This window comes from Desulfobacter sp., assembly GCA_028768545.1.
In the GTDB taxonomy this organism is placed as follows: domain Bacteria; phylum Desulfobacterota; class Desulfobacteria; order Desulfobacterales; family Desulfobacteraceae; genus Desulfobacter.
The window spans coordinates 4373595-4396918 of the sequence record CP054838.1; the positions used below are offsets into that span (position 1 = coordinate 4373595).

General features: G+C 46.1%; 27 protein-coding genes and 2 pseudogenes. 21 read left to right on the forward strand and 8 right to left on the reverse strand.

Annotated features, from left to right (window positions below; all coding sequences use genetic code 11):
- The first annotated feature begins 133 nt into the window (after positions 1 to 133).
- Positions 134 to 1264: an IS4 family transposase gene (locus HUN05_21255; GenBank protein ID WDP88177.1), complete on the forward strand. Its 1131-nt coding sequence runs from the start codon at positions 134 to 136 to the stop codon at positions 1262 to 1264.
- Positions 1265 to 1502: 238 nt separating this feature from the next.
- Positions 1503 to 2714, forward strand: a complete 1212-nt coding sequence (locus tag HUN05_21260) for an IS256 family transposase (GenBank protein WDP87338.1) — start codon at positions 1503 to 1505, stop codon at positions 2712 to 2714.
- Between the two features lie 56 nt (positions 2715 to 2770).
- Here HUN05_21260 and HUN05_21265 read toward each other — a convergent pair whose 3' ends face one another.
- Together HUN05_21265 and HUN05_21270 are read right to left on the reverse strand one after the other, a co-directional pair.
- Positions 2771 to 3397, reverse strand: coding sequence for a hypothetical protein (locus HUN05_21265; protein ID WDP87339.1), 627 nt, complete (start codon positions 3395 to 3397; stop codon positions 2771 to 2773).
- Between the two features lie 56 nt (positions 3398 to 3453).
- Positions 3454 to 3636 (reverse strand): hypothetical protein, encoded by a 183-nt coding sequence (locus HUN05_21270; GenBank protein ID WDP87340.1) that lies wholly within the window; start codon positions 3634 to 3636, stop codon positions 3454 to 3456.
- Positions 3637 to 3723: 87 nt separating this feature from the next.
- Between HUN05_21270 and HUN05_21275 the strand changes: the two genes are divergently transcribed.
- From HUN05_21275 to HUN05_21290, 4 genes are all read left to right on the forward strand, one after another.
- On the forward strand, positions 3724 to 4653 hold the full coding sequence (locus tag HUN05_21275; protein ID WDP87341.1) for an HD domain-containing protein: 930 nt from the start codon (positions 3724 to 3726) through the stop codon (positions 4651 to 4653).
- A complete protein-coding gene (locus HUN05_21280; protein ID WDP87342.1) occupies positions 4650 to 5144 on the forward strand; it encodes a hypothetical protein in 495 nt (164 codons plus the stop codon). Before HUN05_21275 ends, HUN05_21280 begins: the two co-directional genes overlap by 4 nt.
- A gap of 98 nt (positions 5145 to 5242) precedes the next feature.
- Positions 5243 to 5548: a YhbY family RNA-binding protein gene (locus HUN05_21285; GenBank protein WDP87343.1), complete on the forward strand. Its 306-nt coding sequence runs from the start codon at positions 5243 to 5245 to the stop codon at positions 5546 to 5548.
- A 65-nt stretch (positions 5549 to 5613) separates the two neighbouring features.
- The gene (locus tag HUN05_21290; GenBank protein ID WDP88179.1) at positions 5614 to 6450 is read left to right on the forward strand and encodes an MBL fold metallo-hydrolase; all 837 of its coding nucleotides are present in this window, start codon (positions 5614 to 5616) and stop codon (positions 6448 to 6450) included.
- Here the strand turns inward: HUN05_21290 and HUN05_21295 are convergent.
- Positions 6433 to 7356: an alpha/beta fold hydrolase gene (locus HUN05_21295; protein WDP88178.1), complete on the reverse strand. Its 924-nt coding sequence runs from the start codon at positions 7354 to 7356 to the stop codon at positions 6433 to 6435. The two genes, HUN05_21290 and HUN05_21295, sit on opposite strands and share 18 nt — an antisense overlap.
- A gap of 211 nt (positions 7357 to 7567) precedes the next feature.
- Between HUN05_21295 and HUN05_21300 the strand changes: the two are divergent.
- From HUN05_21300 to ychF, 7 genes and pseudogenes are all read left to right on the forward strand, one after another.
- A pseudogene (locus HUN05_21300) lies at positions 7568 to 7951 on the forward strand (IS4 family transposase).
- A 100-nt stretch (positions 7952 to 8051) separates the two neighbouring features.
- On the forward strand, positions 8052 to 8234 hold the full coding sequence (locus tag HUN05_21305) for a hypothetical protein (protein ID WDP87344.1): 183 nt from the start codon (positions 8052 to 8054) through the stop codon (positions 8232 to 8234).
- Between the two features lie 56 nt (positions 8235 to 8290).
- Entirely contained in the window at positions 8291 to 8833 is a 543-nt protein-coding gene (locus tag HUN05_21310) for a hypothetical protein (GenBank protein WDP87345.1), read from the forward strand.
- 28 nt (positions 8834 to 8861) lie between these two features.
- A complete protein-coding gene (locus tag HUN05_21315) occupies positions 8862 to 10073 on the forward strand; it encodes an IS256 family transposase (protein ID WDP87346.1) in 1212 nt (403 codons plus the stop codon).
- Between the two features lie 146 nt (positions 10074 to 10219).
- Positions 10220 to 10390, forward strand: coding sequence for a hypothetical protein (locus HUN05_21320; protein WDP87347.1), 171 nt, complete (start codon positions 10220 to 10222; stop codon positions 10388 to 10390).
- Positions 10391 to 10412: 22 nt separating this feature from the next.
- Positions 10413 to 11168: pseudogene (locus HUN05_21325) on the forward strand (IS4 family transposase).
- 100 nt (positions 11169 to 11268) lie between these two features.
- Positions 11269 to 12339 (forward strand): redox-regulated ATPase YchF, encoded by a 1071-nt coding sequence (gene ychF, locus HUN05_21330; protein ID WDP87348.1) that lies wholly within the window; start codon positions 11269 to 11271, stop codon positions 12337 to 12339.
- 79 nt (positions 12340 to 12418) lie between these two features.
- On the opposite strand, the gene HUN05_21335 is transcribed toward ychF, so the two are convergent.
- Genes HUN05_21335 through pyrR form a run of 3 tightly spaced genes read right to left on the reverse strand, consistent with a single transcriptional unit; the run spans position 12419 to position 13870 of the window.
- Complete coding sequence (locus HUN05_21335) at positions 12419 to 12823, reverse strand: hypothetical protein (protein WDP87349.1); 405 nt, start codon at positions 12821 to 12823, stop codon at positions 12419 to 12421.
- A 3-nt stretch (positions 12824 to 12826) separates the two neighbouring features.
- A complete protein-coding gene (locus tag HUN05_21340; GenBank protein WDP87350.1) occupies positions 12827 to 13330 on the reverse strand; it encodes a molybdenum cofactor biosynthesis protein MoaB in 504 nt (167 codons plus the stop codon).
- A 3-nt stretch (positions 13331 to 13333) separates the two neighbouring features.
- Positions 13334 to 13870, reverse strand: a complete 537-nt coding sequence (pyrR, locus tag HUN05_21345; protein ID WDP87351.1) for a bifunctional pyr operon transcriptional regulator/uracil phosphoribosyltransferase PyrR — start codon at positions 13868 to 13870, stop codon at positions 13334 to 13336.
- 147 nt (positions 13871 to 14017) lie between these two features.
- Here pyrR and HUN05_21350 point away from each other — a divergent pair, with 147 nt between their 5' ends.
- The 6 genes from HUN05_21350 (at position 14018) to HUN05_21375 (ending at position 18214) form a co-directional block, all read left to right on the forward strand.
- Positions 14018 to 14626 carry a molybdenum cofactor guanylyltransferase gene (locus HUN05_21350; protein ID WDP87352.1) on the forward strand — a complete coding sequence of 203 codons (609 nt, stop codon included), beginning with the start codon at positions 14018 to 14020 and terminating at the stop codon, positions 14624 to 14626.
- A gap of 58 nt (positions 14627 to 14684) precedes the next feature.
- On the forward strand, positions 14685 to 15044 hold the full coding sequence (locus HUN05_21355) for a molybdenum cofactor biosynthesis protein MoaE (GenBank protein WDP87353.1): 360 nt from the start codon (positions 14685 to 14687) through the stop codon (positions 15042 to 15044).
- 32 nt (positions 15045 to 15076) lie between these two features.
- Positions 15077 to 15559 (forward strand): cyclic pyranopterin monophosphate synthase MoaC, encoded by a 483-nt coding sequence (moaC, locus tag HUN05_21360; GenBank protein WDP87354.1) that lies wholly within the window; start codon positions 15077 to 15079, stop codon positions 15557 to 15559.
- Entirely contained in the window at positions 15559 to 16740 is a 1182-nt protein-coding gene (locus tag HUN05_21365) for a DNA recombination protein RmuC (GenBank protein WDP87355.1), read from the forward strand. Before moaC ends, HUN05_21365 begins: the two co-directional genes overlap by 1 nt.
- The gene (locus tag HUN05_21370; protein WDP87356.1) at positions 16733 to 17965 is read left to right on the forward strand and encodes a murein transglycosylase A; all 1233 of its coding nucleotides are present in this window, start codon (positions 16733 to 16735) and stop codon (positions 17963 to 17965) included. The genes HUN05_21365 and HUN05_21370 overlap by 8 nt, the downstream gene beginning before the upstream one ends.
- Positions 17966 to 18064: 99 nt before the next feature.
- Positions 18065 to 18214: a hypothetical protein gene (locus tag HUN05_21375; protein WDP87357.1), complete on the forward strand. Its 150-nt coding sequence runs from the start codon at positions 18065 to 18067 to the stop codon at positions 18212 to 18214.
- Between the two features lie 37 nt (positions 18215 to 18251).
- On the opposite strand, the gene HUN05_21380 is transcribed toward HUN05_21375, so the two are convergent.
- Positions 18252 to 18578, reverse strand: a complete 327-nt coding sequence (locus tag HUN05_21380) for a pentapeptide repeat-containing protein (GenBank protein ID WDP87358.1) — start codon at positions 18576 to 18578, stop codon at positions 18252 to 18254.
- A gap of 400 nt (positions 18579 to 18978) precedes the next feature.
- Between HUN05_21380 and HUN05_21385 the strand changes: the two genes are divergently transcribed.
- Together HUN05_21385 and HUN05_21390 are read left to right on the forward strand one after the other, a co-directional pair.
- Positions 18979 to 20190, forward strand: coding sequence for an IS256 family transposase (locus HUN05_21385; GenBank protein ID WDP87359.1), 1212 nt, complete (start codon positions 18979 to 18981; stop codon positions 20188 to 20190).
- 620 nt (positions 20191 to 20810) lie between these two features.
- Entirely contained in the window at positions 20811 to 21644 is an 834-nt protein-coding gene (locus HUN05_21390; GenBank protein WDP87360.1) for a site-specific integrase, read from the forward strand.
- Between the two features lie 446 nt (positions 21645 to 22090).
- Here the strand turns inward: HUN05_21390 and HUN05_21395 are convergent, their stop codons facing one another.
- Positions 22091 to 23302 carry an IS256 family transposase gene (locus HUN05_21395; GenBank protein WDP87361.1) on the reverse strand — a complete coding sequence of 404 codons (1212 nt, stop codon included), beginning with the start codon at positions 23300 to 23302 and terminating at the stop codon, positions 22091 to 22093.
- Positions 23303 to 23324 lie beyond the last annotated feature (22 nt).

Genomic DNA, 23324 nt, shown 5'->3' on the forward strand with positions numbered 1-23324 from the left:
TAGGTTGTTGCGTATAAAAAGCATCTAAAATCATTGAAAAAACAGTCGGTTTTGTGTTGACAAATGTGCGTAAAAATTTTTGTGCGCCTTGAAAATTTAACTCAAGGAGCTCAAATGACGCACATCTCAGTCCCTGAACTTTGACAATTTCAGGTGCCCTCTGATAAAGTCACTTTCAAAAGCACCGGAATTACAATCTCGAGGAGACCGCCCTTTAAAAATGACATTCGAAGACCAGATAAATGCTTTGGTTTATTTCCATCTTCAGGAGCACAAGTCTGCCCGACATTTAATTCAGGATCTCAAGGAGAATGTTTTTGCTAAAGAAAATATTGCGCCAGACGGTGGTATCAGCCGTAGTAGTTTCTGTGAAGCCATCAATCACAGGGGACTCGAACAACTGCAATTTATCTTTGAGGATCTTTATAAACAGGCTCTTGAGTGTCATCCGGGTGAACACGCCGAGTTAGGAGAGTTGGTTTCCATTGACGGTAGTCTCATAAATGCAGTCCTTTCAATGCACTGGGCGAACTACAGAAAAGGAAGTAAAAAAGCCAAAGTACATTGCGGATTTGACATTAATCACGGAATCCCAAACAAAATCTTTTTGACTGAAGGCAACGGCGCTGAACGCACTTTTGTTCCCAAAATACTTTCCAAGGGGCAAACAGGTGTTATGGATCGTGGATATCAATCCCATAAAGAATTTGACCTGCTTCAGGAGCAAGGCAAACATTTTGTCTGCCGTATAAAAACCAGGACAACAAGAACAATTATTGATAACCACGAGACCCCTTCCGACAGCTACATTTTTTATGATGCACTGGTTAAACTTGGTACTCCGAATCAAAACCAGACGAAAAGGCCTGTTCGGGTTGTTGGCTATAAAATTGCTGGCGTCAAATACTATGTGGCAACTGACAGGCATGATTTAACAGCGGAACAAATAGCAACAATTTATAAACTCCGGTGGACCATTGAGGATTTTTTCAAATGGTGGAAAGAACATCTGAAGGTATATCATCTCATTGCCCGCAGTGAATACGGCCTTATGGTTCAGATTCTTGGCGGCCTTATCACTTACCTGTTACTGGCAATCCATTGCCAAAAACAGTTTAATGAAAAGGTCACGATCAAAAGAGTTCGGCAGCTGCGAACCGCCATTCTAAATGACCTGTTTGGCTGCGAGGAGCAGGGCTCTCATAGTTCAAACAGGGACAATATTGTCAAAGATCAAAAAATTATTGAGCAAGCAAAAACCTAACCGGACATCACTGAAATTTTATATATCTCATACTATATTTCCAGTTAATAAGTGGTTTTTTATAGAATAGAGATTTGATTCTTCTATCTACTAAAAATTAGTATCCAGAAGTACGATAAAAACACTACAATTTTTGATGGCTCAGAATGATGACGTTTTTCCTTTTTTACGAGGGCGTTCAAAATTCTGTGTCAGTTGAATGAAAGCTGATATACTCAGCTAAATAAGGAGAACTGACATGACCGAAGAAAACACCGAATTTGATTTTCAAAAAGCCCTTAAAGGCATCCAGGAAGGTAAACCCTTCACAGGTAAGGGCGGCGTCCTTACATCATTAATCAAAAATCTTGCTGAAGCTGCTCTTGAAGGAGAGTTGGAGTCCCATCTCGGGCAGGAAGTTTCTGCCAACCGCCGTAATGGAAAAAGCAAAAAGACCATTAAATCCCTGGATGGTAAATTTGAGCTAAAAACCCCGCGTGACAGGGCCGGAACCTTCTCTCCACAGATCGTCAAAAAACATCAGACAACGCTCAGCGATGAAATTGAAAGAAAGATAATAGCCCTTTACGGCCTGGGCATGAGTTATAATGATATGGCTTCCCATTTACAGGAAATCTATGGACTTGAGATTTCAAATGCCACTCTGAGCACCATTACCGATAAAATCATCCATACCGTCAAAGAATGGCAGGCCAGGCCGTTGGAAAATGTGTACCCAATCGTATGGCTTGATGCCATACATTATAAAGTACGAGAAAACGGAAAGGTCAGCAGCAAAGCCGTTTACACAATTCTTGGGGTGAATATCGAGGGCCGCAAAGAGGTTCTTGGGCTGTACATATCCGAGAATGAGGGTGCGAACTTCTGGCTGCAGGTGTTAACAGACCTTTCAAACCGAGGGGTAAAAGATATCCTGATTGCCTGTGTTGATGGTCTAAAAGGTTTTCCCGAGGCCATTGAGACCATATTCCCGGACACAGAAGTTCAACTCTGCGTAGTCCACCAGATCCGAAATTCATTGAAATACGTTGGTTCCAAAAATAAAAAGAAATTTATGGCAGATCTAAAACGTGTTTATAAAGCGGTCAATAAGGATCTGGCCGAAGAAGAACTGGATATCTTGGAAAATAAATGGAATGACAAATACCCGATTGTGATAAAATCCTGGCGGAACAACTGGGAACGCCTCAGTCATTTCTTTAAATATCCAGAAGAGATTCGACGGATAATATACACCACAAATACCATTGAGGCTGTGCATCGACAGTTTCGAAAACTGACCAAAACAAAGGGATCATTCCCGAACCAGGACAGCCTGTTAAAGCTGCTTTACATGGGGATCCAGAACGCCAGTAAAAAATGGACAATGCCGATTCAAAATTGGTCACTGACAATTTCCCAGTTGGCAATTTTCTTTGAAGGCCGGCTGGATAAAGAGCTGGGAATTTGATAGGGATTTATTTACAGATGGAAAAGATGGTTCCAGGAACTCCACTCCAGCAAAAGTCAACTCCTCCGACGTGGCTGATTGAAGGCCCATTCTCGGACCTGACTTTTACTTCCGCTGGCGCTGAGGCAGATCCGGGAACCGAAACCGTGACACAGAATTCTGAACATTCCCTTTCTATGGGCGTCCACTACATAAATGATCAAAAGCTTGGGTTCTCGCCATGCCCCACGAAATCGGGTTCTATCCTTTTGGGTTTTTGGTCCCCTTTTCTTCTCTCTGAGCCGAGTGCGGCCACCATCAGTGCTGATAACGACTCGCCGCCCTTCAAGTAAATCTCCATCATTTAATGGGATTCGGCCCGCTTGTTGTTCGGCTCGAGCCCGCTCTGCGTACCGATAGGTCAGTTTACGGATGACCTTTATACCCAACGTCATCCCACGGTCACAAAGCACTTGACGGACTTCTTCAAAAGAACTTAATAAGGCTGACCAAGAACTCACCATAGAAGCCAAAGCAGGCGAGCAGCGATCATGGATTCCAAGAAGGATTAAGCCAGCGTATGCACCTTTATATCTTTTTCCTTTTCGGCGGTCACAGGACCTTCGATAGTATCGAACATGAATATCAACCGAACTATCTGTACAAAGCTGAATCCAAACGGTCTCAAGCCCTTCGCTTTTCATCCGTCCCGGCCAATTGGACATCAATTCTTTTTCTTGGTCGACCTGTTCAGAGGAATCTACTGAGGCCTGGATCTTTTTTTTAAAAAAAAGGCGCTTATCCGATTTGTATACTCAAGGATTTCCTGCTCCATCTGTTCTAATTCGTTAGCGTTACGAACCAAGCGATTTGGATCTTTTTCCAGTTCTTTGAGGCATGCAAGGACTTCATTAACAGTATTACAATCTTCAGCTTTCTTCATTAGCACAATCCATTTATGTTCATTTCAGCGTAACAGAGGATATCATTCTTTTTGCTCTAAAAGACAGGCCTTTTTAAAACCGGGAAAATGGGAATGCGCCCTACCCTTGTTGCCTTGTCTACCGAGGTGGTCAAAGAGGCATTTTCAGCCAATTTACGTTTAGCGCCTGCACTGGGAACCGTCATGACGGATCTTGAAAAACTCATTTCCAAAGCCGTGGATTTCCTTTCTTCAATTGAATCGCTCAAGGGGGTTGAAAGCCTTATCGGACATGACTATGAGACCCACACCCACTCGATCAAGGTGGGGTGGCTTTGTGCCGTATTTATCAAGGCCAACCAGGATCTTTTTGATCTAAAGGGGGTTGACGATCTCAAGGCATTGATCCTTGAGGCCACGGTTGCAGGATATCTCCATGATATCGGGAAGATTAAAATTCCCAGGAATGTCATCAATAAACCCGGACGGCTCAATAATCTTGAATATATTCTCATGCAGTCCCATACCGCCTATGCCGCCTCCATGCTCTTTGAAAAAGGCGTGTCACGACAGGTCATGCAGATCATTGTCTATCACCATGAAAATGAGGACGGCAGCGGGTATCCCTGCGGGCTGTCCGGGGATGAAATTCCTTTGCTGGCCAAAATCTGTCATATTGCAGATGTATTTGATGCCCTGACTTCAGAGCGATCCTATAAAAAGGCAAAAACCCCTTTTGAGGCGTTAAGGCTTATGGCAGGGGATAATCCCTATCTTGACACCCTGAAAAAATTTGAAGCCGAAGCCATGGAAAATAAACGGCTGCCCATGACCGCCATTGTCCGGGATGATTATGATGCCAAACTCAGGCGCCTGCGGGAAAGGGAAATTTTGGAGGAAGAGGCCCAAAAAAGGGTGGAAGCCAGGATGAAACTTCGGGACAACGGCATGGCCCATTGTTTTGATACAAATTTGCTCAAACGGTTTATCAAGACCATCAACCTGAGTGAAAGCTTTGATCTGTCCGAGCTGTCATGATCATCCCGTGGCAGGCCAAAGATGAGTTTTTTCAGGTGGGCCGGTTTTTTTCCCTTGTTGATGAACGCAGGGGAAAGGACCTGGACCCGGTCCGGGATCTGGCAGAAAAAATTGCAAATGAATTTGATGCCATGGGACCTGACCTGGACCTGATCTGCGCCCAGACCTGTCCTGAATGCCGGGATAATTGTTGTGAACGGGCCACCATCTGGTATGATTTTAAGGATATGCTCTATCTTTATTTTGGGTTGGACCGGCTGCCTGACAGCCAGGTTTTCAGGAAAAAAAACGCCCTTGCCGTCTCTTGTATTCATCTGGGGAATCAAGGATGTCTTTTGGCTAGGAAAGAACGGCCCTTTGTCTGTACCTGGTATTTTTGTCCCAACCAGAAACAGACCTCTCTTTATCCGGATCAGGCCTTGAGGGTGGAAAAAATTAAAGCCCTTCGGACCCAAGCTGCCACGGTTTTTTGTACCATCACAGCTGGATGAACGGCCCTAAAAATTTCCATGACCTCTCTGTTCTGTTCTTTTGATCGGGGTTGTGATAAGATGCCGAATTTTAAATTGATATATGAAGGAAACCATACGTGACCGAGTTAAAAGGATCCCAGAGAAAATATTTAAGAGGGCTTGCCCACAAACTGAACCCCGCCGCCTTTGTCGGCCAGAAAGGGATCACCCCCTCTCTTGTGGATGAAATCGATGCCGCCCTTGATGCCTCTGAATTAATTAAGATCAAGTTCGTGGATCACAAGGGAAAAGAGGTGAAAACCGCCCTGGTTGAAGAAATTTCAAAACGCAATCGCTGCCATGTGGCCGGCATTGTGGGCCATGTGGCCATTCTTTATCGTTGCCATGCCCTTGCTGAAAAACGCAGGATCAAACTGCCCTGATCATTGTCAACCAAGGAAATTATCCTGTGTCAGATATTGTATTCACCGTGCTCAACGGAAACTCAATGAAGCTTGACGGGGGGAGCATGTTCGGCAATGCCCCCAAAGCCCTGTGGGCCCAGTGGATGCCGGCAGATGACCGGAACATGATCGAGATTGCTTCCAAATGCCTCCTGGTCCAGACCTCCAAAGAAAATATTTTGTTTGAAACAGGGGCCGGTGCTTATTTGTCCCCAAAGATGAGGCAGCGGTTTCAGATCAGAGAATCCCGCCATGTGCTGCTTGAATCCCTGGCCGATCACGGCCTTGACCACAGGGAGATTAGTCATGTCATCCTTTCCCACCTCCATTTTGACCATGCCGGCGGGTTGTTGGCCAAATGGGAACAGGGCCGGGATGATCTTGAGTTGTTATTCCCCAATGCCGCTTATATTGTGGGAGAGAAGAATTTTTTCCGTGCCTGCACCCCCCATTCCAGGGACCGGGCATCCTTTATCCCGGGGCTTGCCGCCATGCTGGAAGGTTCCGGACGGCTCTCTTTAAAAAAAGAGGGGGACAGGCTCTGCCTGGACCCGGTTGAAATCAGCTTTATGGAAAGCCAGGGCCATACCCCGGGCATGCTGGTCTCATGGATCCGGGCAAAGGATAAAACCCTAGTGTTTACAGGCGATCTGATTCCGGCCCATCCCTGGGTCAACCTGCCCATTACCATGGGGTATGACAGGTTTCCTGAAGGACTGATAGATGAAAAGCAACAATTGCTGGACCGGGCATTAAAGACAAATGCGCTTCTGGTCTATCCCCATGATCCCCTGTGTGCGGCCTCTTATCTTGCCAAGGACCCGGAAAGACAAAGGGTCAAACCTGCCAATCCGTTTTCAGAGTTAAGCATGGTTGTTTAAAAAAGAGACAGCCTGTTTTTCAGACCAGTAGACGCCTTGTTTGTCAAATTCAACAAATCCCACATGCCCGCCTGACCTTGGCATTCTCAGGGTGATGTTTTTGTTGTATCCCGCCTCTGACACTGGAAAACATTCCTTGGGCAGGAAAGGATCATTTTGGGCATTGATGATCAGGGTCGGTATGTTTATTCGGGGGATAAACTGCCGGCTGGCGCATTTTTCCCAATAATCCTCTGCATTTTTAAATCCGTGAATGGGGGCGGTATACCTGTCGTCAAATCCCTTAAAGGTGGTAATGGCTTCATAGCCCCGGTCGTTTATGGCATGGGGCATTATCTTCATCTTTGCTTTGATTTTTTTCCGGAGCAGGATTAAAAACCGTTTCATATAAAGCCTGTTCGCAGGGCGTGACAAAACAGCCGCACTGGCCTTAAGATCGCAGGGCACGGAAAAGGTTACGGCTTTTGAAACTTTTGAATTGACCTTGTCCCGGCCCAGATGAACCAGGCTCAGGTTGCCCCCTAAGCTAAAGCCGATCAATGCGATTTCATTGTAACGGCCCGTTGCACAGGCATGGTCAATGACCTCGGACAGATCGTCTGTGGCACCGTTGTGGTAAAATTTGAGACAGGCGTTGGGTTCTCCGCTGCACCCCCTAAAATTCCATGCCAGAGCATCCCAGCCGCCCTGGTTCACTGCCCTGACCATGCCGGTGATATAATTTCGGGTGGTATTGCCTTCAAGTCCGTGGGAGATCACCGCCAGGCGGTTACTGTGGATGCGTGACCAGTCAAGATCCAGAAAGTCCTTGTCAGGAGTTGATATCCGCTCCCGGGTATAGGTGATGTCAATTTTTTTCCTGAAAAGTACAGGATAGATGGTCTGGATATGGCCGTTCCCTAACATCAGGGGAGGGCGGTAGATTGTCTGGGTCAAACCAAGGTCTCCTTTGCCGCGGTATTTTAACTCAGTAGTGTCCGGTTAGGTTGTTGCATATAAAAAGCATCTAAAATCATTGAAAAAACAGTCGGTTTTGTGTTGACAAATGTGCGTAAAAATTTAACTCAAGGAGCTCAAATGACGCACATCTCATGTCCCTAAAAAACAACTACGGTCCCTGAACTTTGACAATTTCAGGTGCCCTCTGATAAAGTCACTTTCAAAAGCACCGGAATTACAATCTCGAGGAGACCGCCCTTTAAAAATGACATTCGAAGACCAGATAAATGCTTTGGTTTATTTCCATCTTCAGGAGCACAAGTCTGCCCGACATTTAATTCAGGATCTCAAGGAGAATGTTTTTGCTAAAGAAAATATTGCGCCAGACGGTGGTATCAGCCGTAGTAGTTTCTGTGAAGCCATCAATCACAGGGGACTCGAACAACTGCAATTTATCTTTGAGGATTTTTATAAACAGGCTCTTGAGTGTCATCCGGGTGAACACGCCGAGTTAGGAGAGTTGGTTTCCATTGACGGTAGTCTCATAAATGCAGTCCTTTCGGGCGCATTCCCATTTTCCCGGTTTTAAAAAGGCCTGTCTTTTAGAGCAAAAAGAATGATATCCTCTGTTACGCTGAAATGAACATAAATGGATTGTGCTAATGAAGAAAGCTGAAGATTGTAATACTGTTGATGAAGTCCTTGCATGCCTCAAAGAACTGGAAGAAGATCCAAATCGCTTGGTTCGTAACGCTAACGAATTAGAACAGATGGAGCAGGAAATCCTTGAGTATACAAATCGGATAAGCGCCTTTTTTTTAAAAAAAAGATCCAGGCCTCAGTAGATTCCTCTGAACAGGTCGACCAAGAAAAAGAATTGATGTCCAATTGGCCGGGACGGATGAAAAGCGAAGGGCTTGAGACCGTTTGGATTCAGCTTTGTACAGATAGTTCGGTTGATATTCATGTTCGATACTATCGAAGGTCCTGTGACCGCCGAAAAGGAAAAAGATATAAAGGTGCATACGCTGGTTTAATCCTTCTTGGAATCCATGATCGCTGCTCGCCTGCTTTGGCTTCTATGGTGAGTTCTTGGTCAGCCTTATTAAGTTCTTTTGAAGAAGTCCGTCAAGTGCTTTGTGACCGTGGGATGACGTTGGGTATAAAGGTCATCCGCAAACTGACCTATCGGTACGCAGAGCGGGCTCGAGCCGAACAACAAGCGGGCCGAATCCCATTAAATGATGGAGATTTACTTGAAGGGCGGCGAGTCGTTATCAGCACTGATGGTGGCCGCACTCGGCTCAGAGAGAAGAAAAGGGGACCAAAAACCCAAAAGGATAGAACCCGATTTCGTGGGGCATGGCGAGAACCCAAGCTTTTGATCATTTATGTAGTGGACGCGAGGGCGTTCAAAATTCTGTGTCAGTTGAATGAAAGCTGATATACTCAGCTAAATAAGGAGAACTGACATGACCGAAGAAAACACCGAATTTGATTTTCAAAAAGCCCTTAAAGGCATCCAGGAAGGTAAACCCTTCACAGGTAAGGGCGGCGTCCTTACATCATTAATCAAAAATCTTGCTGAAGCTGCTCTTGAAGGAGAGTTGGAGTCCCATCTCGGGCAGGAAGTTTCTGCCAACCGCCGTAATGGAAAAAGCAAAAAGACCATTAAATCCCTGGATGGTAAATTTGAGCTAAAAACCCCGCGTGACAGGGCCGGAACCTTCTCTCCACAGATCGTCAAAAAACATCAGACAACGCTCAGCGATGAAATTGAAAGAAAGATAATAGCCCTTTACGGCCTGGGCATGAGTTATAATGATATGGCTTCCCATTTACAGGAAATCTATGGACTTGAGATTTCAAATGCCACTCTGAGCACCATTACCGATAAAATCATCCATACCGTCAAAGAATGGCAGGCCAGGCCGTTGGAAAATGTGTACCCAATCGTATGGCTTGATGCCATACATTATAAAGTACGAGAAAACGGAAAGGTCGGCAGCAAAGCCGTTTACACAATTCTTGGGGTGAATATCGAGGGCCGCAAAGAGGTTCTTGGGCTGTACATATCCGAGAATGAGGGTGCGAACTTCTGGCTGCAGGTGTTAACAGACCTTTCAAACCGAGGGGTAAAAGATATCCTGATTGCCTGTGTTGATGGTCTAAAAGGTTTTCCCGAGGCCATTGAGACCATATTCCCGGACACAGAAGTTCAACTCTGCGTAGTCCACCAGATCCGAAATTCATTGAAATACGTTGGTTCCAAAAATAAAAAGGAATTTATGGCAGATCTAAAACGTGTTTATAAAGCGGTCAATAAGGATCTGGCCGAAGAAGAACTGGATATCTTGGAAAATAAATGGAATGACAAATACCCGATTGTGATAAAATCCTGGCGGAACAACTGGGAACGCCTCAGTCATTTCTTTAAATATCCAGAAGAGATTCGACGGATAATATACACCACAAATACCATTGAGGCTGTGCATCGACAGTTTCGAAAACTGACCAAAACAAAGGGATCATTCCCGAACCAGGACAGCCTGTTAAAGCTGCTTTACATGGGGATCCAGAACGCCAGTAAAAAATGGACAATGCCGATTCAAAATTGGTCACTGACAATTTCCCAGTTGGCAATTTTCTTTGAAGGCCGGCTGGATAAAGAGCTGGGAATTTGATAGGGATTTATTTACAGATGGAAAAGATGGTTCCAGGAACTCCACTCCAGCAAAAGTCAACTCCTCCGACGTGGCTGATTGAAGGCCCATTCTCGGACCTGACTTTTACTTCCGCTGGCGCTGAGGCAGATCCGGGAACCGAAACCGTGACACAGAATTCTGAACATTCCCTGAATTTACGTCTTAAAGGTCCATGCATCTTTTGGTATCGGGAGAATGCAGAAAAAATGATTATGCTGCGATCATTTTATAAAGCAGGGCGTTGGAACTGCCTGAAGCAGATGGCAAACATGCACAATCCAGTGCCAGCGGTATAACCGGGAAAATGGGAATGCGCCCGTCCTTTCAATGCACTGGGCGAACTACAGAAAAGGAAGTAAAAAAGCCAAAGTACATTGCGGATTTGACATTAATCACGGAATCCCAAACAAAATCTTTTTGACTGAAGGCAACGGCGCTGAACGCACCTTTGTTCCCAAAATAGTTTCCAAGGGGCAAACAGGTGTTATGGATCGTGGATATCAATCCCATAAAGAATTTGACCTGCTTCAGGAGCAAGGCAAACATTTTGTCTGCCGTATAAAAACCAGGACAACAAGAACAATTATTGATAACCACGAGACCCCTTCCGACAGCTACATTTTTTATGATGCACTGGTTAAACTTGGTACTCCGAATCAAAACCAGACGAAAAGGCCTGTTCGGGTTGTTGGCTATAAAATTGCTGGCGTCAAATACTATGTGGCAACTGACAGGCATGATTTAACAGCGGAACAAATAGCAACAATTTATAAACTCCGGTGGACCATTGAGGATTTTTTCAAATGGTGGAAAGAACATCTGAAGGTATATCATCTCATTGCCCGCAGTGAATACGGCCTTATGGTTCAGATTCTTGGCGGCCTTATCACTTACCTGTTACTGGCAATCCATTGCCAAAAACAGTTTAATGAAAAGGTCACGATCAAAAGAATTCGGCAGCTGCGAACCGCCATTCTAAATGACCTGTTTGGCTGCGAGGAGCAGGGCTCTCATAGTTCAAACAGGGACAATATTGTCAAAGATCAAAAAATTATTGAGCAAGCAAAAACCTAACCGGACATCACTGATTTTAACTGTCTTATTGCCTGCAAATTTGATATATTATTTAAGTTGTGAAGTAAATTTTAAAATGCAAAGGGATGATTAAAATACTATGAAGGTTGGCATCATTGGTCTGCCCCAGACAGGGAAAAAAACATTATTTCAGATTTTGACAGGCAACGAAATTACAGATCTTGCAAAGGCGTTTAAACCCGTTCCGGGCACTGCCGATATCCTCGACTCAAGGTTCAACACCCTGGTTGATATGTACGATCCTGACAAGCAGGTGCGCGCCCGGATTGATCTTGTGCTTCTGCCCAAGATGGAGGCGGAAACCATTTCCAAGGGAGATATTTTCAAGGATATTGCGGACATGGATGCCATCTGCCATGTGGTCAGGGCCTTTGAAGATGATTCCATCTACCATGCCGAAGGGTCGGTGGATGCGCTCAGGGATTTTCATATGGTCAATTCAGAGCTGGTGATGCACGATCAGATCTTTGTTGAAAAACGGATTGAGCGTTTGGCGGCCATGGTCAAAAAGATCAAGGATGAAGACCAGAAAAAAGAGCTGGTCTTGATGGAGAAGATGCTGGTCCACCTGGAAGAGGAACTGCCCCTGCGCCTCATGGATTTGACAGAGGATGAATCTAAAATGATCCGGTCATATCCGTTTATCACCTTGAAAAAACTGGTCATTGCCGTGAACGTCTCAGAGGATGACCTGGGCAATGAGGCCTTGCTCGAAGGATTTAAGGAGAGTTGCGACAGGTTTATGATTGAGGTGATGCTGGTCTCAGCAAAGGTGGAGGCTGAAATTGCCCTGCTGGATACCCAGGAAGAAAAACAAGAGTTTCTTGAGGACCTGGGCATTAAGGCCACAGCCCTTGAAACCCTGACCTCCCTTTGTCTTAGTTCTTTGAATTTGATTTCTTTTTTTACTGTGGGCAAAGATGAGGTTCGTCAATGGCTGGTCCGCAAAGCGGCCAAGGCCCCGGTTGCCGCCGGAGTGATCCATTCAGACCTGGAGCGGGGATTTATCCGGGCCGAGGTCTTTAAATATGATGAACTGGTCTCCCTGGGGTCAGAGGCGGAGCTTAAGAAAAACGGCAAGTTTAATGTGGAAGGCAAGGATTATGTGGTTGAGGACGGGGATATTTTAAATATTCGTTTTTCCGTATAAGGCTTAGAAAAGATCAGGACCCAAAGGCTGGGACGGCAGGTATGCCGCCTGGCCTTTGGTTTTTTATGAATGCCTGGATTTATTCAGGGGAATTGGCGTGGGCCTGGGTGATGCGGTCTTTGACATAGGCCATGTCCCCGGCATCATATTCGTAGAGGTCAAAGCAGCATGCGTCTTCTCCGAGAAGGCCCTCGGGAACAAAGTCGCCGGCCTCTTCAGGGTCTGTGACCATTTCGCCGTAGAAACAGACCGAGAGCCATCTGTCTTCAGGGTCATCATCAATCACGTCGACCATGGCAAAAAGGGGACGCTTGGTCTGGGCGGCATGACAGGGGCGCAGAGAATAGGTGACTCCGGGCCGGGCATTGAATTCCAGCCGGGTCTGATCAAGTCCTTTCAGGTGGTCCATTAATTCCACAAATGCCTTGCGGGTCCGGTTGTCATTGTCTTTCCATTCTGCGACAAAGGTTTCCAATTCAGTCATATTCTATTCCTTTATGTGTTTTAACAGATGTCCGAGTTCCGGAAATATCAGTGAGTTACAGGCGAGTTTGCAGGCGTTGAGGCTGCCTGGCATGCAAAAGACAATTCTGCCTTGTACTATGCCGGCCGTGGCCCTGGACATGATGGCGGCAGAGTCGATCTGCTCAAAGCTGAGCTGGGCAAACACAGGGCCAAAAGCCGTAAGTTCCTTGTCAAATAAGGGGCGGACCGCTTCAATGGTGACATCCTTCGGGCTGATGCCGGTGCCTCCGGTCATGATCACGGCATCCGGGCAAACTCTTTCGGTAATATGGACCAGAAGATCCCTTATGGCCGCAATTTCATCGGTAACCACCTGGTGGATGACCACCTCATGACCTTCTTTTTTAGCCTGCTTTTTGATCCAGGTCCCGGCTTTATCATTTTCCAGTGTTCTTGTGGTGGAAACCGAGACCACGGCAATGCTCAGTTTTACAGGGCTTGATTTTTTATGTAAAAGGCTGCTCATGATTTATAATAGTTCCTTGTATACGCTGTCTTCCTTGTCATGTTCCTTTACAAGCACATGGATCATGTCCAAAGGTTCGGTATCTTGAAATATGCCTTTGTAATCGGCTTGAATGGGCAGCTCCCGATGACCTCTGTCCACGAGAATGGCAAGCTCGATGCGGGCAGGCCGTCCAAAATCCATCAGGGCATCCATGGCAGCCCTGATGGTTCTGCCGGTGAACAGCACATCATCCACAAGGATGATGTTTTTATCGTCCACTGAAAAGGGAATCTTGGACGGCCTTACAATGGGCTGATGACTGATTTTGGTCCAGTCGTCCCGGTACATGTTGATGTCCATGCTGCCCACGGGAATCTGACTGCCTTCAATGTCCAGGATCTGGTCTGCCAGCCGTTTGGCCAGAAAATCTCCCCGGGTCTGGATTCCGACCAGGGCCAGGTTTTGAACTCCCTTATGGGTTTCGATGATTTCATATGCGATTCTGGTGATGATCCGTTTGAAATCCTGATGGTTGAGAATGTTTTTTTTGTGTTTCATACCCTGCCTTTTTATAGATTTTCTTTTGGCTGTAAATTTACCTATCATCTTTTTTTTGCCACGGCAACACCTTGATTTTAAGTCCAAGATCCTATAGTCAAGTGGGGATGAACTTTAGCAAGAAAAAAACCGGGGAATACACGTATTTTGGAAAAAATTGATTGTACAGGGGTCATTCTGGCCGGTGGGAAAAACAGCCGGCTTCCCGGGAAAAAAAAAGCATTTCACCAGGTGGGAGAAACGATCATCCTGGATAAGATTTATTCTCTTTTTTCCAAATTGTTCAGTCAGGTGATCCTGGTGGTGAATGATCCAAAGGAATTTGCATCCATGGATGCCCTGGTGGTCACGGATATCATTCCTGCAGGATGCGCACTGGCAGGCCTTCACACAGGACTTTTCTACTCAGCCTCTCCATGGATTTACGCCACGGCCTGCGATGTGCCCTTTATCAGTGAAACCGTGATTCAATACCTGTTGAGCCAAAGAACATCGAAAAAGGAAATTATTATTCCTCGAACCCGGGAAGGTCTGGAACCCTTATCCGCTCTCTATCACAAATCCTGTCTGCCACGGATGGAAACAAATTTGAGCCGGCAGCGGTTTATGATTAAAAAATGTTTTACGCCCAAAAAAGTGCTTGAGGTATTGCCTGAGACATTGGAAACGCTGGATCCAAAGATGCGGTTTAAATTTAACGTCAATACGCCTGAGGACCTGGCATTGGCAAGGACCATGGCCGGGGAGTCGTCCTGACCGGATTGTTTTGAACCCCTGAATTTAACCGAAGACTGATAATTTTTAAGGAGGCCCCATGGATTTACCTGCAATGATCAATGAAATGAGAAACCATCCGGATTTTTCCAAAGCCGGCATGGTGCTTTACCATAACGGGGTGGTCCGGGCCACCTCCAGAGAGGGAGAGGCCGTCACAGGGCTTGAGGTCAAGGTGGACCATAAGCGTTTAGACGAGATTTTGGCCCAGGCCAGGTCACAACCGGGGATTGTGGAAGTCCTGGTTCATATAGAGGCTGACAAGCCTTTGACCGTAGGAGATGATGTCATGTTCCTGGCCGTTGCCGGTGATATTCGTGAACATGTGATCGAGACCCTGACCCATACCCTGAATCGGATCAAAGGGGAAGCCACATCCAAAACCCAGATTTTTGCCTGATCCCTTAATTTTTTGACCAGCAAGGAGTGACAATGAAGGAATTTACCCATTTGGATGACCAGGGCCGGGTCAGAATGGTGGATGTGGGCAATAAAGCCCCCACCAAAAGGCAGGCCATTGCCAGGGGGCGTATTACCATGACCCCGGAGACCCTGAGCATGATTCTGGATGAAAAGGTTAAAAAGGGAAACGTGCTTGAGACCGCACGGATCGCCGGTGTTATGGCGGCCAAAAAGACCTGGGATCTGATTCCCATGTGCCATCCCATCAACCTGACCTATGCCAGGGTTGATTTTTTACCCAACCGGCCCATCAATGCCATTGACATTGAGGCCGAGGTCTCTTTGACAGAGAAAACCGGGGTGGAAATGGAGGCGTTGACAGCCGTTTCTGTTGCGGCCCTGACCATTTATGACATGTGCAAGGCCTATGACAAGGCCATGGAAATATCCAATATCCACCTGGCGGCCAAATCCGGGGGAAAAAGCGGCACCTATCGTTCGGAAAAGACCTGATGACAGGGATTACCATGGAACAGCTTGGGTTTTTCAGTGCCGGCCTTGCTGCCGGCATTGTGCTTGCCGCATTGGCTGCCCGGTTCGGCCTGTTTTTTTTTGCCGACCGGTTCAGGGAATTGTCCTCCCAGGCCCTGTATGAGAATTCTTTAAAATTCATGGACCTTGCCCAGTCCCATTTTAAGGGGTATGTGCAGGAGGCGCGGCACGATTTTAAGGCCAAGGGGGACGAGATAAAGCAGGCTGTGGACCCGGTTCACAGGGTGCTGGACAAATATGAACAGCGCCTGGGAATTATGGAAAAGGACAGGGAACATGCCTTTGGTTCCATCAGCCGTTATTTGACAGAGATGGCCAAGACCCAGCAGCAGCTTTATCTGGAAACCGGAAATCTGGTCAAAGCCCTTCGGGTGCCCCATGTCAGAGGGCGCTGGGGAGAGATTACCCTGAAAAGGGTGGCTGAACTTTCCGGCATGGCCGAGTATTGTGACTTTTTTGAGCAGGCCGTAGAAGGGCAGGGCAAAGGGGCTTTGCGTCCGGATATGGTGGTCACCCTGCCGGGCAGCCGGAAGATCGTGGTGGATGCCAAAGTGCCTTTGATGGCCTATCTGGATGCTCTAGAAGCCTGTGATGAAAAAGAGAGAAACGCCAGGATGAGGGCCCATGCCGGACAGGTCCTGGCCCATGTTTCCCAATTGTCATCCAAGCAGTATTGGTCGGCATTTACCCCGAGCCCTGAGTTTGTTGTGCTTTTTATCCCCGGTGAAAATTTTTTTTCCGCAGCCCTTTCCCAGAAGCCGGATCTCATTGAAAAAGCAATTGAACAGGGCGTGATTCTGGCCACCCCGACCACCCTCATTGCCATGCTCAAGGCAATATCCTATTCCTGGCGCCAGCAAAAGGGATATGAAAATGCAGAAGCCATAAGAGATTTGGGGTCTGAGCTTTTTAGCAGGCTTTCCACCATGACCGACCATATGAACCGCCTTGGAAAGGATATTGAAAAAACAGCCGCCACCTTCAACAGGACCGCAGGGGCCATGGAAACACGGGTGATGGCCTCGGCCCGAAAATTTGAAACCCTGTCTGTGGCCTCCGCTCCCTTGCCTGAGCTGTCTTCTATTTCCCATGAAAAGAGCGTCACCCGTCACCTGGTAAAAAGGACAATGACCGATGACTAGCGCAAACAGTTTAGAGCAGCCCCCCTTTAAACGGGCAGTGGTTTTGTTTTTTTTTCTGGTGTTAAGCCTTATCCTTTTTACCGGATGCCGGGGCAAAACCACTCCAGAGGATGTGGTGCAGGTCCCTGTGGTAAAAATATCTTCAAGGCAGTATCCTAAATTTTTGGACACCCTGGGATTTGAGAATCTTGAATCCGCCATTGACCAGAGCCTGGTTTATTTTAACCGGGTGCCCCCGACCCGGACCTATGTGTACGGCAAGGATCAATACGATGCCGTTCACATGATCCATTCCCTTGAGACCTTTAAACAATTTTTAATTGGCCGTCCCACCGGGCCTGAATTGAATCAATTTATCCGCAAGTGGTTTCATGTGTATAAAAGCGTGGGAAATACCAATGGACAGGTGCTGTTTACAGGATATTTTGAGCCCACTTACAAGGGCAGCCTGACCCGAAGCGACAATTTTTCCTTTCCGGTATATTCCATGCCCCAAGATCTTTTCCAGATTGATCTGTCCAAATTTTCAGACAAGTATAAGGGGCATAAACGCCTCATGGCCCGGGTGGCCCAAGAGACCGGCCAGGTTTTGCCCTATTATGCCAGAAAAGAGATTAATACCACCCCTGATTTTGAAAAAAGGGCAGAACCTGTGGTCTGGCTGGCCTCCAGGGTGGACCGGTTTTTTCTGGAGATCCAGGGATCGGGCCGGATGGCTTTGGAAAACGGAGAAGAACTCAGGGTTCACTATGCCGGATCCAACGGTAATGCCTATAGATCCGTTGGCAGGTATTTGATTGATAAAAATGAGATCCCCCGGGAGAAAATGTCCATGCAGGCCATCCGTGAATGGCTGGAGAAAAATCCCTCTCAAATGGATGAGGTGCTGCATTTTAACAAGAGCGTTGTGTTTTTTAAGGCAGGCAAGGGAGGCCCCTTTGGCAGTATCGGCGTGGCCATCACCCCGTTGCGGGCCATTGCCACAGACCCCAAGGTCTTTCCCAAGGGGGGGCTGGCCTTTGTTGAGACGGCGCTGCCCGGAAAAGAGAACCAGCCTAAAGATGAGTGGGAACGGGCCTCGTTTTTTGCTTTAAACCAGGATACGGGCGGGGCCATCAAAGGGCCGGGCCGGGTGGATATCTTCTGCGGAAACAGGAACTGGGCCGAATTTACAGCCGGCCATATGACAGCCCATGGGCAGATCTATTTTCTGGTGATGAAATAAATCCCGGCATTGTAACCTTAATTTCGCTTGATCAGCAATTGAAAAAGAGGGATCAAAAAGCGTTGTTCACCACATGTTGAGCTTCAAAGGAAAATAAAAATGATCATTATTCATGAGTCGGATCGATACGATGACCTCATCACTCTTTTCATTGAAAATGAATTGGAATTTTCAGAAAAGGATAAACAAATTCCAGACACAGTGGTCAAGTACTGGGAAGCACTTGATGGTGAAAAATGTATAGGATAGTTCATTCGGCAAGGATATGTCTGACTATCCATTCAATTTATCGACAATTTGAACATTTATAGTTTTTACATTTGCAACCGTTGGTCCAGGTTACACCGGACAGGACAACGTCCAGGTTAACACCGGACAGGTCAGCACCGGTCAGGTCAGCACCGGTCAGGTCAGCACCGTCGAGTTTCGCACCGGACAGGAAAGCATCGGACAGGTTCGCACTGTCCAGCTTAGCACCGGTCAGGTTGCAACCAGGACATTGTTTCGTCTGTTTAAGCCGGCTCAGGTCTTTTTCATCAAAGGCCCTCGCATGAACCGTACACAAAAGAGATAGAAAAATAACCAAAGAAAAAATGTTGAAAAATCGAATCATCGTTTTGTTCCTTTAAACCTAATTTTTAATATGTCAGAAAAGTTGCCAAATACGTATAATAGGGAATGTCGACAATAATCAAATCAAACGCGCAATATCTACCCAAAAAAGGATTAGAAAGTCAAACTAATATTGATACAATCCTGATTTCAGTCAAAGAAAGAGTTTAGATTACTGAATTTTCTGTTTTGCAGCCTTCTATAATCAATTTAAATACCGGATAACGTTGATTGACCGACTCATGATTATCCTAATCTTTTTCCATAAAAAATTTAACAGGGCATAATCTTGATTTTGGCCCACAACCCCGGAACATGGTCGCATACTACATAAAGGGCGTTCAAAATTCTGTGTCAGTTGAATGAAAGCTGATATACTCAGCTAAATAAGGAGAACTGACATGACCGAAGAAAACACCGAATTTGATTTTCAAAAAGCCCTTAAAGGCATCCAGGAAGGTAAACCCTTCACAGGTAAGGGCGGCGTCCTTACATCATTAATCAAAAATCTTGCTGAAGCTGCTCTTGAAGGAGAGTTGGAGTCCCATCTCGGGCAGGAAGTTTCTGCCAACCGCCGTAATGGAAAAAGCAAAAAGACCATTAAATCCCTGGATAGTAAATTTGAGCTGGAAACCCCGCGTGACAGGGCCGGAACCTTCTCTCCACAGATCGTCAAAAAACATCAGACAACGCTCAGCGATGAAATTGAAAGAAAGATAATAGCCCTTTACGGCCTGGGCATGAGCTATAATGATATGGCTTCCCATTTACAGGAAATCTATGGACTTGAGATTTCAAATGCCACTCTGAGCACCATTACCGATAAAATCATCCATACCGTCAAAGAATGGCAGGCCAGGCCGTTGGAAAATGTGTACCCAATCGTATGGCTTGATGCCATACATTATAAAGTACGAGAAAACGGAAAGGTCGGCAGCAAAGCCGTTTACACAATTCTTGGGGTGAATATCGAGGGCCGCAAAGAGGTTCTTGGGCTGTACATATCCGAGAATGAGGGTGCGAACTTCTGGCTGCAGGTGTTAACAGACCTTTCAAACCGAGGGGTAAAAGATATCCTGATTGCCTGTGTTGATGGTCTAAAAGGTTTTCCCGAGGCCATTGAGACCATATTCCCGGACACAGAAGTTCAACTCTGCGTAGTCCACCAGATCCGAAATTCATTGAAATACGTTGGTTCCAAAAATAAAAAGGAATTTATGACAGATCTAAAACGTGTTTATAAAGCGGTCAATAAGGATCTGGCCGAAGAAGAACTGGATATCTTGGAAAATAAATGGAATGACAAATACCCGATTGTGATAAAATCCTGGCGGAACAACTGGGAACGCCTCAGTCATTTCTTTAAATATCCAGAAGAGATTCGACGGATAATATACACCACAAATACCATTGAGGCTGTGCATCGACAGTTTCGAAAACTGACCAAAACAAAGGGATCATTCCCGAACCAGAACAGCCTGTTAAAGCTGCTTTACATGGGGATCCAAAACGCCAGTAAAAAATGGACAATGCCGATTCAAAATTGGTCACTGACAATTTCCCAGTTGGCAATTTTCTTTGAAGGCCGGCTGGATAAAGAGCTGGGAATTTGATAGGGATTTATTTACAGATGGAAAAGATGGTTCCAGGAACTCCACTCCAGCAAAAGTCAACTCCTCCGACGTGGCTGATTGAAGGCCCATTCTCGGACCTGACTTTTACTTCCGCTGGCGCTGAGGCAGATCCGGGAACCGAAACCGTGACACAGAATTCTGAACATTCCCACCACATATCGGGTTTGGGGCTCAGGAGAAAAGATGACAGCTCATACCATAAGTGTCTGCTGGATACTCGTTAAGCATGTTTCAAAAGTCTTTGAATTATTTTCATTCTTTCTCTATGTTTCTGGTTGCATTTTTTCCCATAGAGTGATTATTTCAGTTTATGTGAAAAACGCTCTAAGAAAAAATCACCATCCTTTTCAGTCGTTTATCACTCGGATATTCATGATATGCGGTTGTTATTTTGGAATGGTATGCGCCACCCGCAGATCACCAATAAACGGAATCGTTCAATTTCTTGTTGAACACAACCGCTTCGCGGAAAGCAAGGTCAGTCAAGCCTCTTCGCCGTTGCCGGACAAGTCGGCCACTACCATATAATATCCCTTTATATTTACCCGGTGTTATTTCATCATTCTCCTGATTATCCACCCATAATTCAGGAGGTAAAAATGACACAACTTCGCAAGCAATTTGAAAGACACATGAGCCTTCACAGGCTTTCGCCCAAAACCCACAAAGCGTACATGAGCGCGATTAAATCCCTTGCGCTTCATTACAAACAGTCGCCAGACAAGTTAACCGATGAACAGCTCCAGAATTATCTGGACTATATCATTGTGGAGCGAAAGCTGTCATGGAACACCTGCAATGTTCAATTTTCCGGAATAAAACGATTTTGTAAGCACGTGTTAAAAAAAGAGCCCAAGCTGTCCATCCCGCCCAGACCCAAGGAAAGAAAGATTTTCATGGCACTGAGCCAGGAAGAGGTTGAGCGAATTTTAAACGCCTGTGGCAATCTCAAACATTACACTCTACTTTTGGCTGTTTACAGTGCAGGACTGAGGGTCAGCGAGGTGGTCAAGCTTCAACCCATCCACATCGAAAGATCTTGCAAGATGATCAGGATCGAACAGGGCAAAGGCCGAAAAGACAGGTATACGGTATTGTCAGATATCCTGTTGAAAACCCTTGAGAACTATTGGCAGACCTACCGTCAGGGTAAATGGATTTTCCCGGGTCAGACCAGGGCCAGGCATTTAACCATCGATTCAGCACAGCGGATTTATTATAAAGCCAAGATGAAGGCCGGTGTGGAACGGGGCCGAGGCATCCATACCCTGCGCCACAGCTTTGCGACCCATCTTCTGGAACAAGGGACCCGGACATACGTGCTTCAGCAGATGCTGGGCCATAAATCCATCAGGACCACGGCCAAGTATCTTCACATCAGCAAGGAGGCCATATCCCAGGTTGTAAGCCCGGCTGACACGGTGCTTCAATGATCGGCAAATGCTGCATTAAAAGCAGCAGACCCCAACATGACATTGCTGATATATTCAGACATGCAGGTAAACGCTTTTTGGAAAACATCAACGCCTCACACGAGCAGATCAAGGTAATGAATAAAATCATCACCTGCCGGACAGCAGCTTTAGGAGGTCATCTTGATTGTTGAAGCTGTAGAAAAAGGTTGAAAACACTGGAGATCCTGATCGTTTTGTGCTAGATTTTTCTTGTAAACATATAGAAAAGCCACTGAACTGTTGGGAGTAAAAACGGGAATGTTCAGAATTCTGTGTCACGGTTTCGGTTCCCGGATCTGCCTCAGCGCCAGCGGAAGTAAAAGTCAGGTCCGAGAATGGGCCTTCAATCAGCCACGTCGGAGGAGTTGACTTTTGCTGGAGTGGAGTTCCTGGAACCATCTTTTCCATCTGTAAATAAATCCCTATCAAATTCCCAGCTCTTTATCCAGCCGGCCTTCAAAGAAAATTGCCAACTGGGAAATTGTCAGTGACCAATTTTGAATCGGCATTGTCCATTTTTTACTGGCGTTCTGGATCCCCATGTAAAGCAGCTTTAACAGGCTGTCCTGGTTCGGGAATGATCCCTTTGTTTTGGTCAGTTTTCGAAACTGTCGATGCACAGCCTCAATGGTATTTGTGGTGTATATTATCCGTCGAATCTCTTCTGGATATTTAAAGAAATGACTGAGGCGTTCCCAGTTGTTCCGCCAGGATTTTATCACAATCGGGTATTTGTCATTCCATTTATTTTCCAAGATATCCAGTTCTTCTTCGGCCAGATCCTTATTGACCGCTTTATAAACACGTTTTAGATCTGCCATAAATTTCTTTTTATTTTTGGAACCAACGTATTTCAATGAATTTCGGATCTGGTGGACTACGCAGAGTTGAACTTCTGTGTCCGGGAATATGGTCTCAATGGCCTCGGGAAAACCTTTTAGACCATCAACACAGGCAATCAGGATATCTTTTACCCCTCGGTTTGAAAGGTCTGTTAACACCTGCAGCCAGAAGTTCGCACCCTCATTCTCGGATATGTACAGCCCAAGAACCTCTTTGCGGCCCTCGATATTCACCCCAAGAATTGTGTAAACGGCTTTGCTGCCGACCTTTCCGTTTTCTCGTACTTTATAATGTATGGCATCAAGCCATACGATTGGGTACACATTTTCCAACGGCCTGGCCTGCCATTCTTTGACGGTATGGATGATTTTATCGGTAATGGTGCTCAGAGTGGCATTTGAAATCTCAAGTCCATAGATTTCCTGTAAATGGGAAGCCATATCATTATAACTCATGCCCAGGCCGTAAAGGGCTATTATCTTTCTTTCAATTTCATCGCTGAGCGTTGTCTGATGTTTTTTGACGATCTGTGGAGAGAAGGTTCCGGCCCTGTCACGCGGGGTTTCCAGCTCAAATTTACCATCCAGGGATTTAATGGTCTTTTTGCTTTTTCCATTACGGCGGTTGGCAGAAACTTCCTGCCCGAGATGGGACTCCAACTCTCCTTCAAGAGCAGCTTCAGCAAGATTTTTGATTAATGATGTAAGGACGCCGCCCTTACCTGTGAAGGGTTTACCTTCCTGGATGCCTTTAAGGGCTTTTTGAAAATCAAATTCGGTGTTTTCTTCGGTCATGTCAGTTCTCCTTATTTAGCTG

What these genes read in the sequence shown, in the direction of transcription:
- HUN05_21380 (WDP87358.1), bottom strand. Translation starts at nt 18,578, where the DNA reads ATGATTCGATTTTTCAACATTTTTTCTTTGGTTATTTTTCTATCTCTT.
- HUN05_21365 (WDP87355.1), top strand. Translation starts at nt 15,559, where the DNA reads ATGACAGGGATTACCATGGAACAGCTTGGGTTTTTCAGTGCCGGCCTT.
- ychF (WDP87348.1), top strand. Translation starts at nt 11,269, where the DNA reads ATGAAGGTTGGCATCATTGGTCTGCCCCAGACAGGGAAAAAAACATTA.
- HUN05_21270 (WDP87340.1), bottom strand. Translation starts at nt 3,636, where the DNA reads ATGAAGAAAGCTGAAGATTGTAATACTGTTAATGAAGTCCTTGCATGC.
- HUN05_21375 (WDP87357.1), top strand. Translation starts at nt 18,065, where the DNA reads ATGATCATTATTCATGAGTCGGATCGATACGATGACCTCATCACTCTT.
- HUN05_21305 (WDP87344.1), top strand. Translation starts at nt 8,052, where the DNA reads ATGAAGAAAGCTGAAGATTGTAATACTGTTGATGAAGTCCTTGCATGC.
- HUN05_21260 (WDP87338.1), top strand. Translation starts at nt 1,503, where the DNA reads ATGACCGAAGAAAACACCGAATTTGATTTTCAAAAAGCCCTTAAAGGC.
- HUN05_21340 (WDP87350.1), bottom strand. Translation starts at nt 13,330, where the DNA reads ATGAGCAGCCTTTTACATAAAAAATCAAGCCCTGTAAAACTGAGCATT.
- HUN05_21390 (WDP87360.1), top strand. Translation starts at nt 20,811, where the DNA reads ATGACACAACTTCGCAAGCAATTTGAAAGACACATGAGCCTTCACAGG.
- HUN05_21335 (WDP87349.1), bottom strand. Translation starts at nt 12,823, where the DNA reads ATGACTGAATTGGAAACCTTTGTCGCAGAATGGAAAGACAATGACAAC.
- HUN05_21370 (WDP87356.1), top strand. Translation starts at nt 16,733, where the DNA reads ATGACTAGCGCAAACAGTTTAGAGCAGCCCCCCTTTAAACGGGCAGTG.
- HUN05_21280 (WDP87342.1), top strand. Translation starts at nt 4,650, where the DNA reads ATGATCATCCCGTGGCAGGCCAAAGATGAGTTTTTTCAGGTGGGCCGG.
- HUN05_21395 (WDP87361.1), bottom strand. Translation starts at nt 23,302, where the DNA reads ATGACCGAAGAAAACACCGAATTTGATTTTCAAAAAGCCCTTAAAGGC.
- HUN05_21310 (WDP87345.1), top strand. Translation starts at nt 8,291, where the DNA reads ATGAAAAGCGAAGGGCTTGAGACCGTTTGGATTCAGCTTTGTACAGAT.
- moaC (WDP87354.1), top strand. Translation starts at nt 15,077, where the DNA reads ATGAAGGAATTTACCCATTTGGATGACCAGGGCCGGGTCAGAATGGTG.
- HUN05_21275 (WDP87341.1), top strand. Translation starts at nt 3,724, where the DNA reads ATGGGAATGCGCCCTACCCTTGTTGCCTTGTCTACCGAGGTGGTCAAA.
- HUN05_21295 (WDP88178.1), bottom strand. Translation starts at nt 7,356, where the DNA reads ATGTTAGGGAACGGCCATATCCAGACCATCTATCCTGTACTTTTCAGG.
- HUN05_21265 (WDP87339.1), bottom strand. Translation starts at nt 3,397, where the DNA reads ATGAAAAGCGAAGGGCTTGAGACCGTTTGGATTCAGCTTTGTACAGAT.
- pyrR (WDP87351.1), bottom strand. Translation starts at nt 13,870, where the DNA reads ATGAAACACAAAAAAAACATTCTCAACCATCAGGATTTCAAACGGATC.
- HUN05_21315 (WDP87346.1), top strand. Translation starts at nt 8,862, where the DNA reads ATGACCGAAGAAAACACCGAATTTGATTTTCAAAAAGCCCTTAAAGGC.
- HUN05_21355 (WDP87353.1), top strand. Translation starts at nt 14,685, where the DNA reads ATGGATTTACCTGCAATGATCAATGAAATGAGAAACCATCCGGATTTT.
- HUN05_21290 (WDP88179.1), top strand. Translation starts at nt 5,614, where the DNA reads ATGAAGCTTGACGGGGGGAGCATGTTCGGCAATGCCCCCAAAGCCCTG.
- HUN05_21385 (WDP87359.1), top strand. Translation starts at nt 18,979, where the DNA reads ATGACCGAAGAAAACACCGAATTTGATTTTCAAAAAGCCCTTAAAGGC.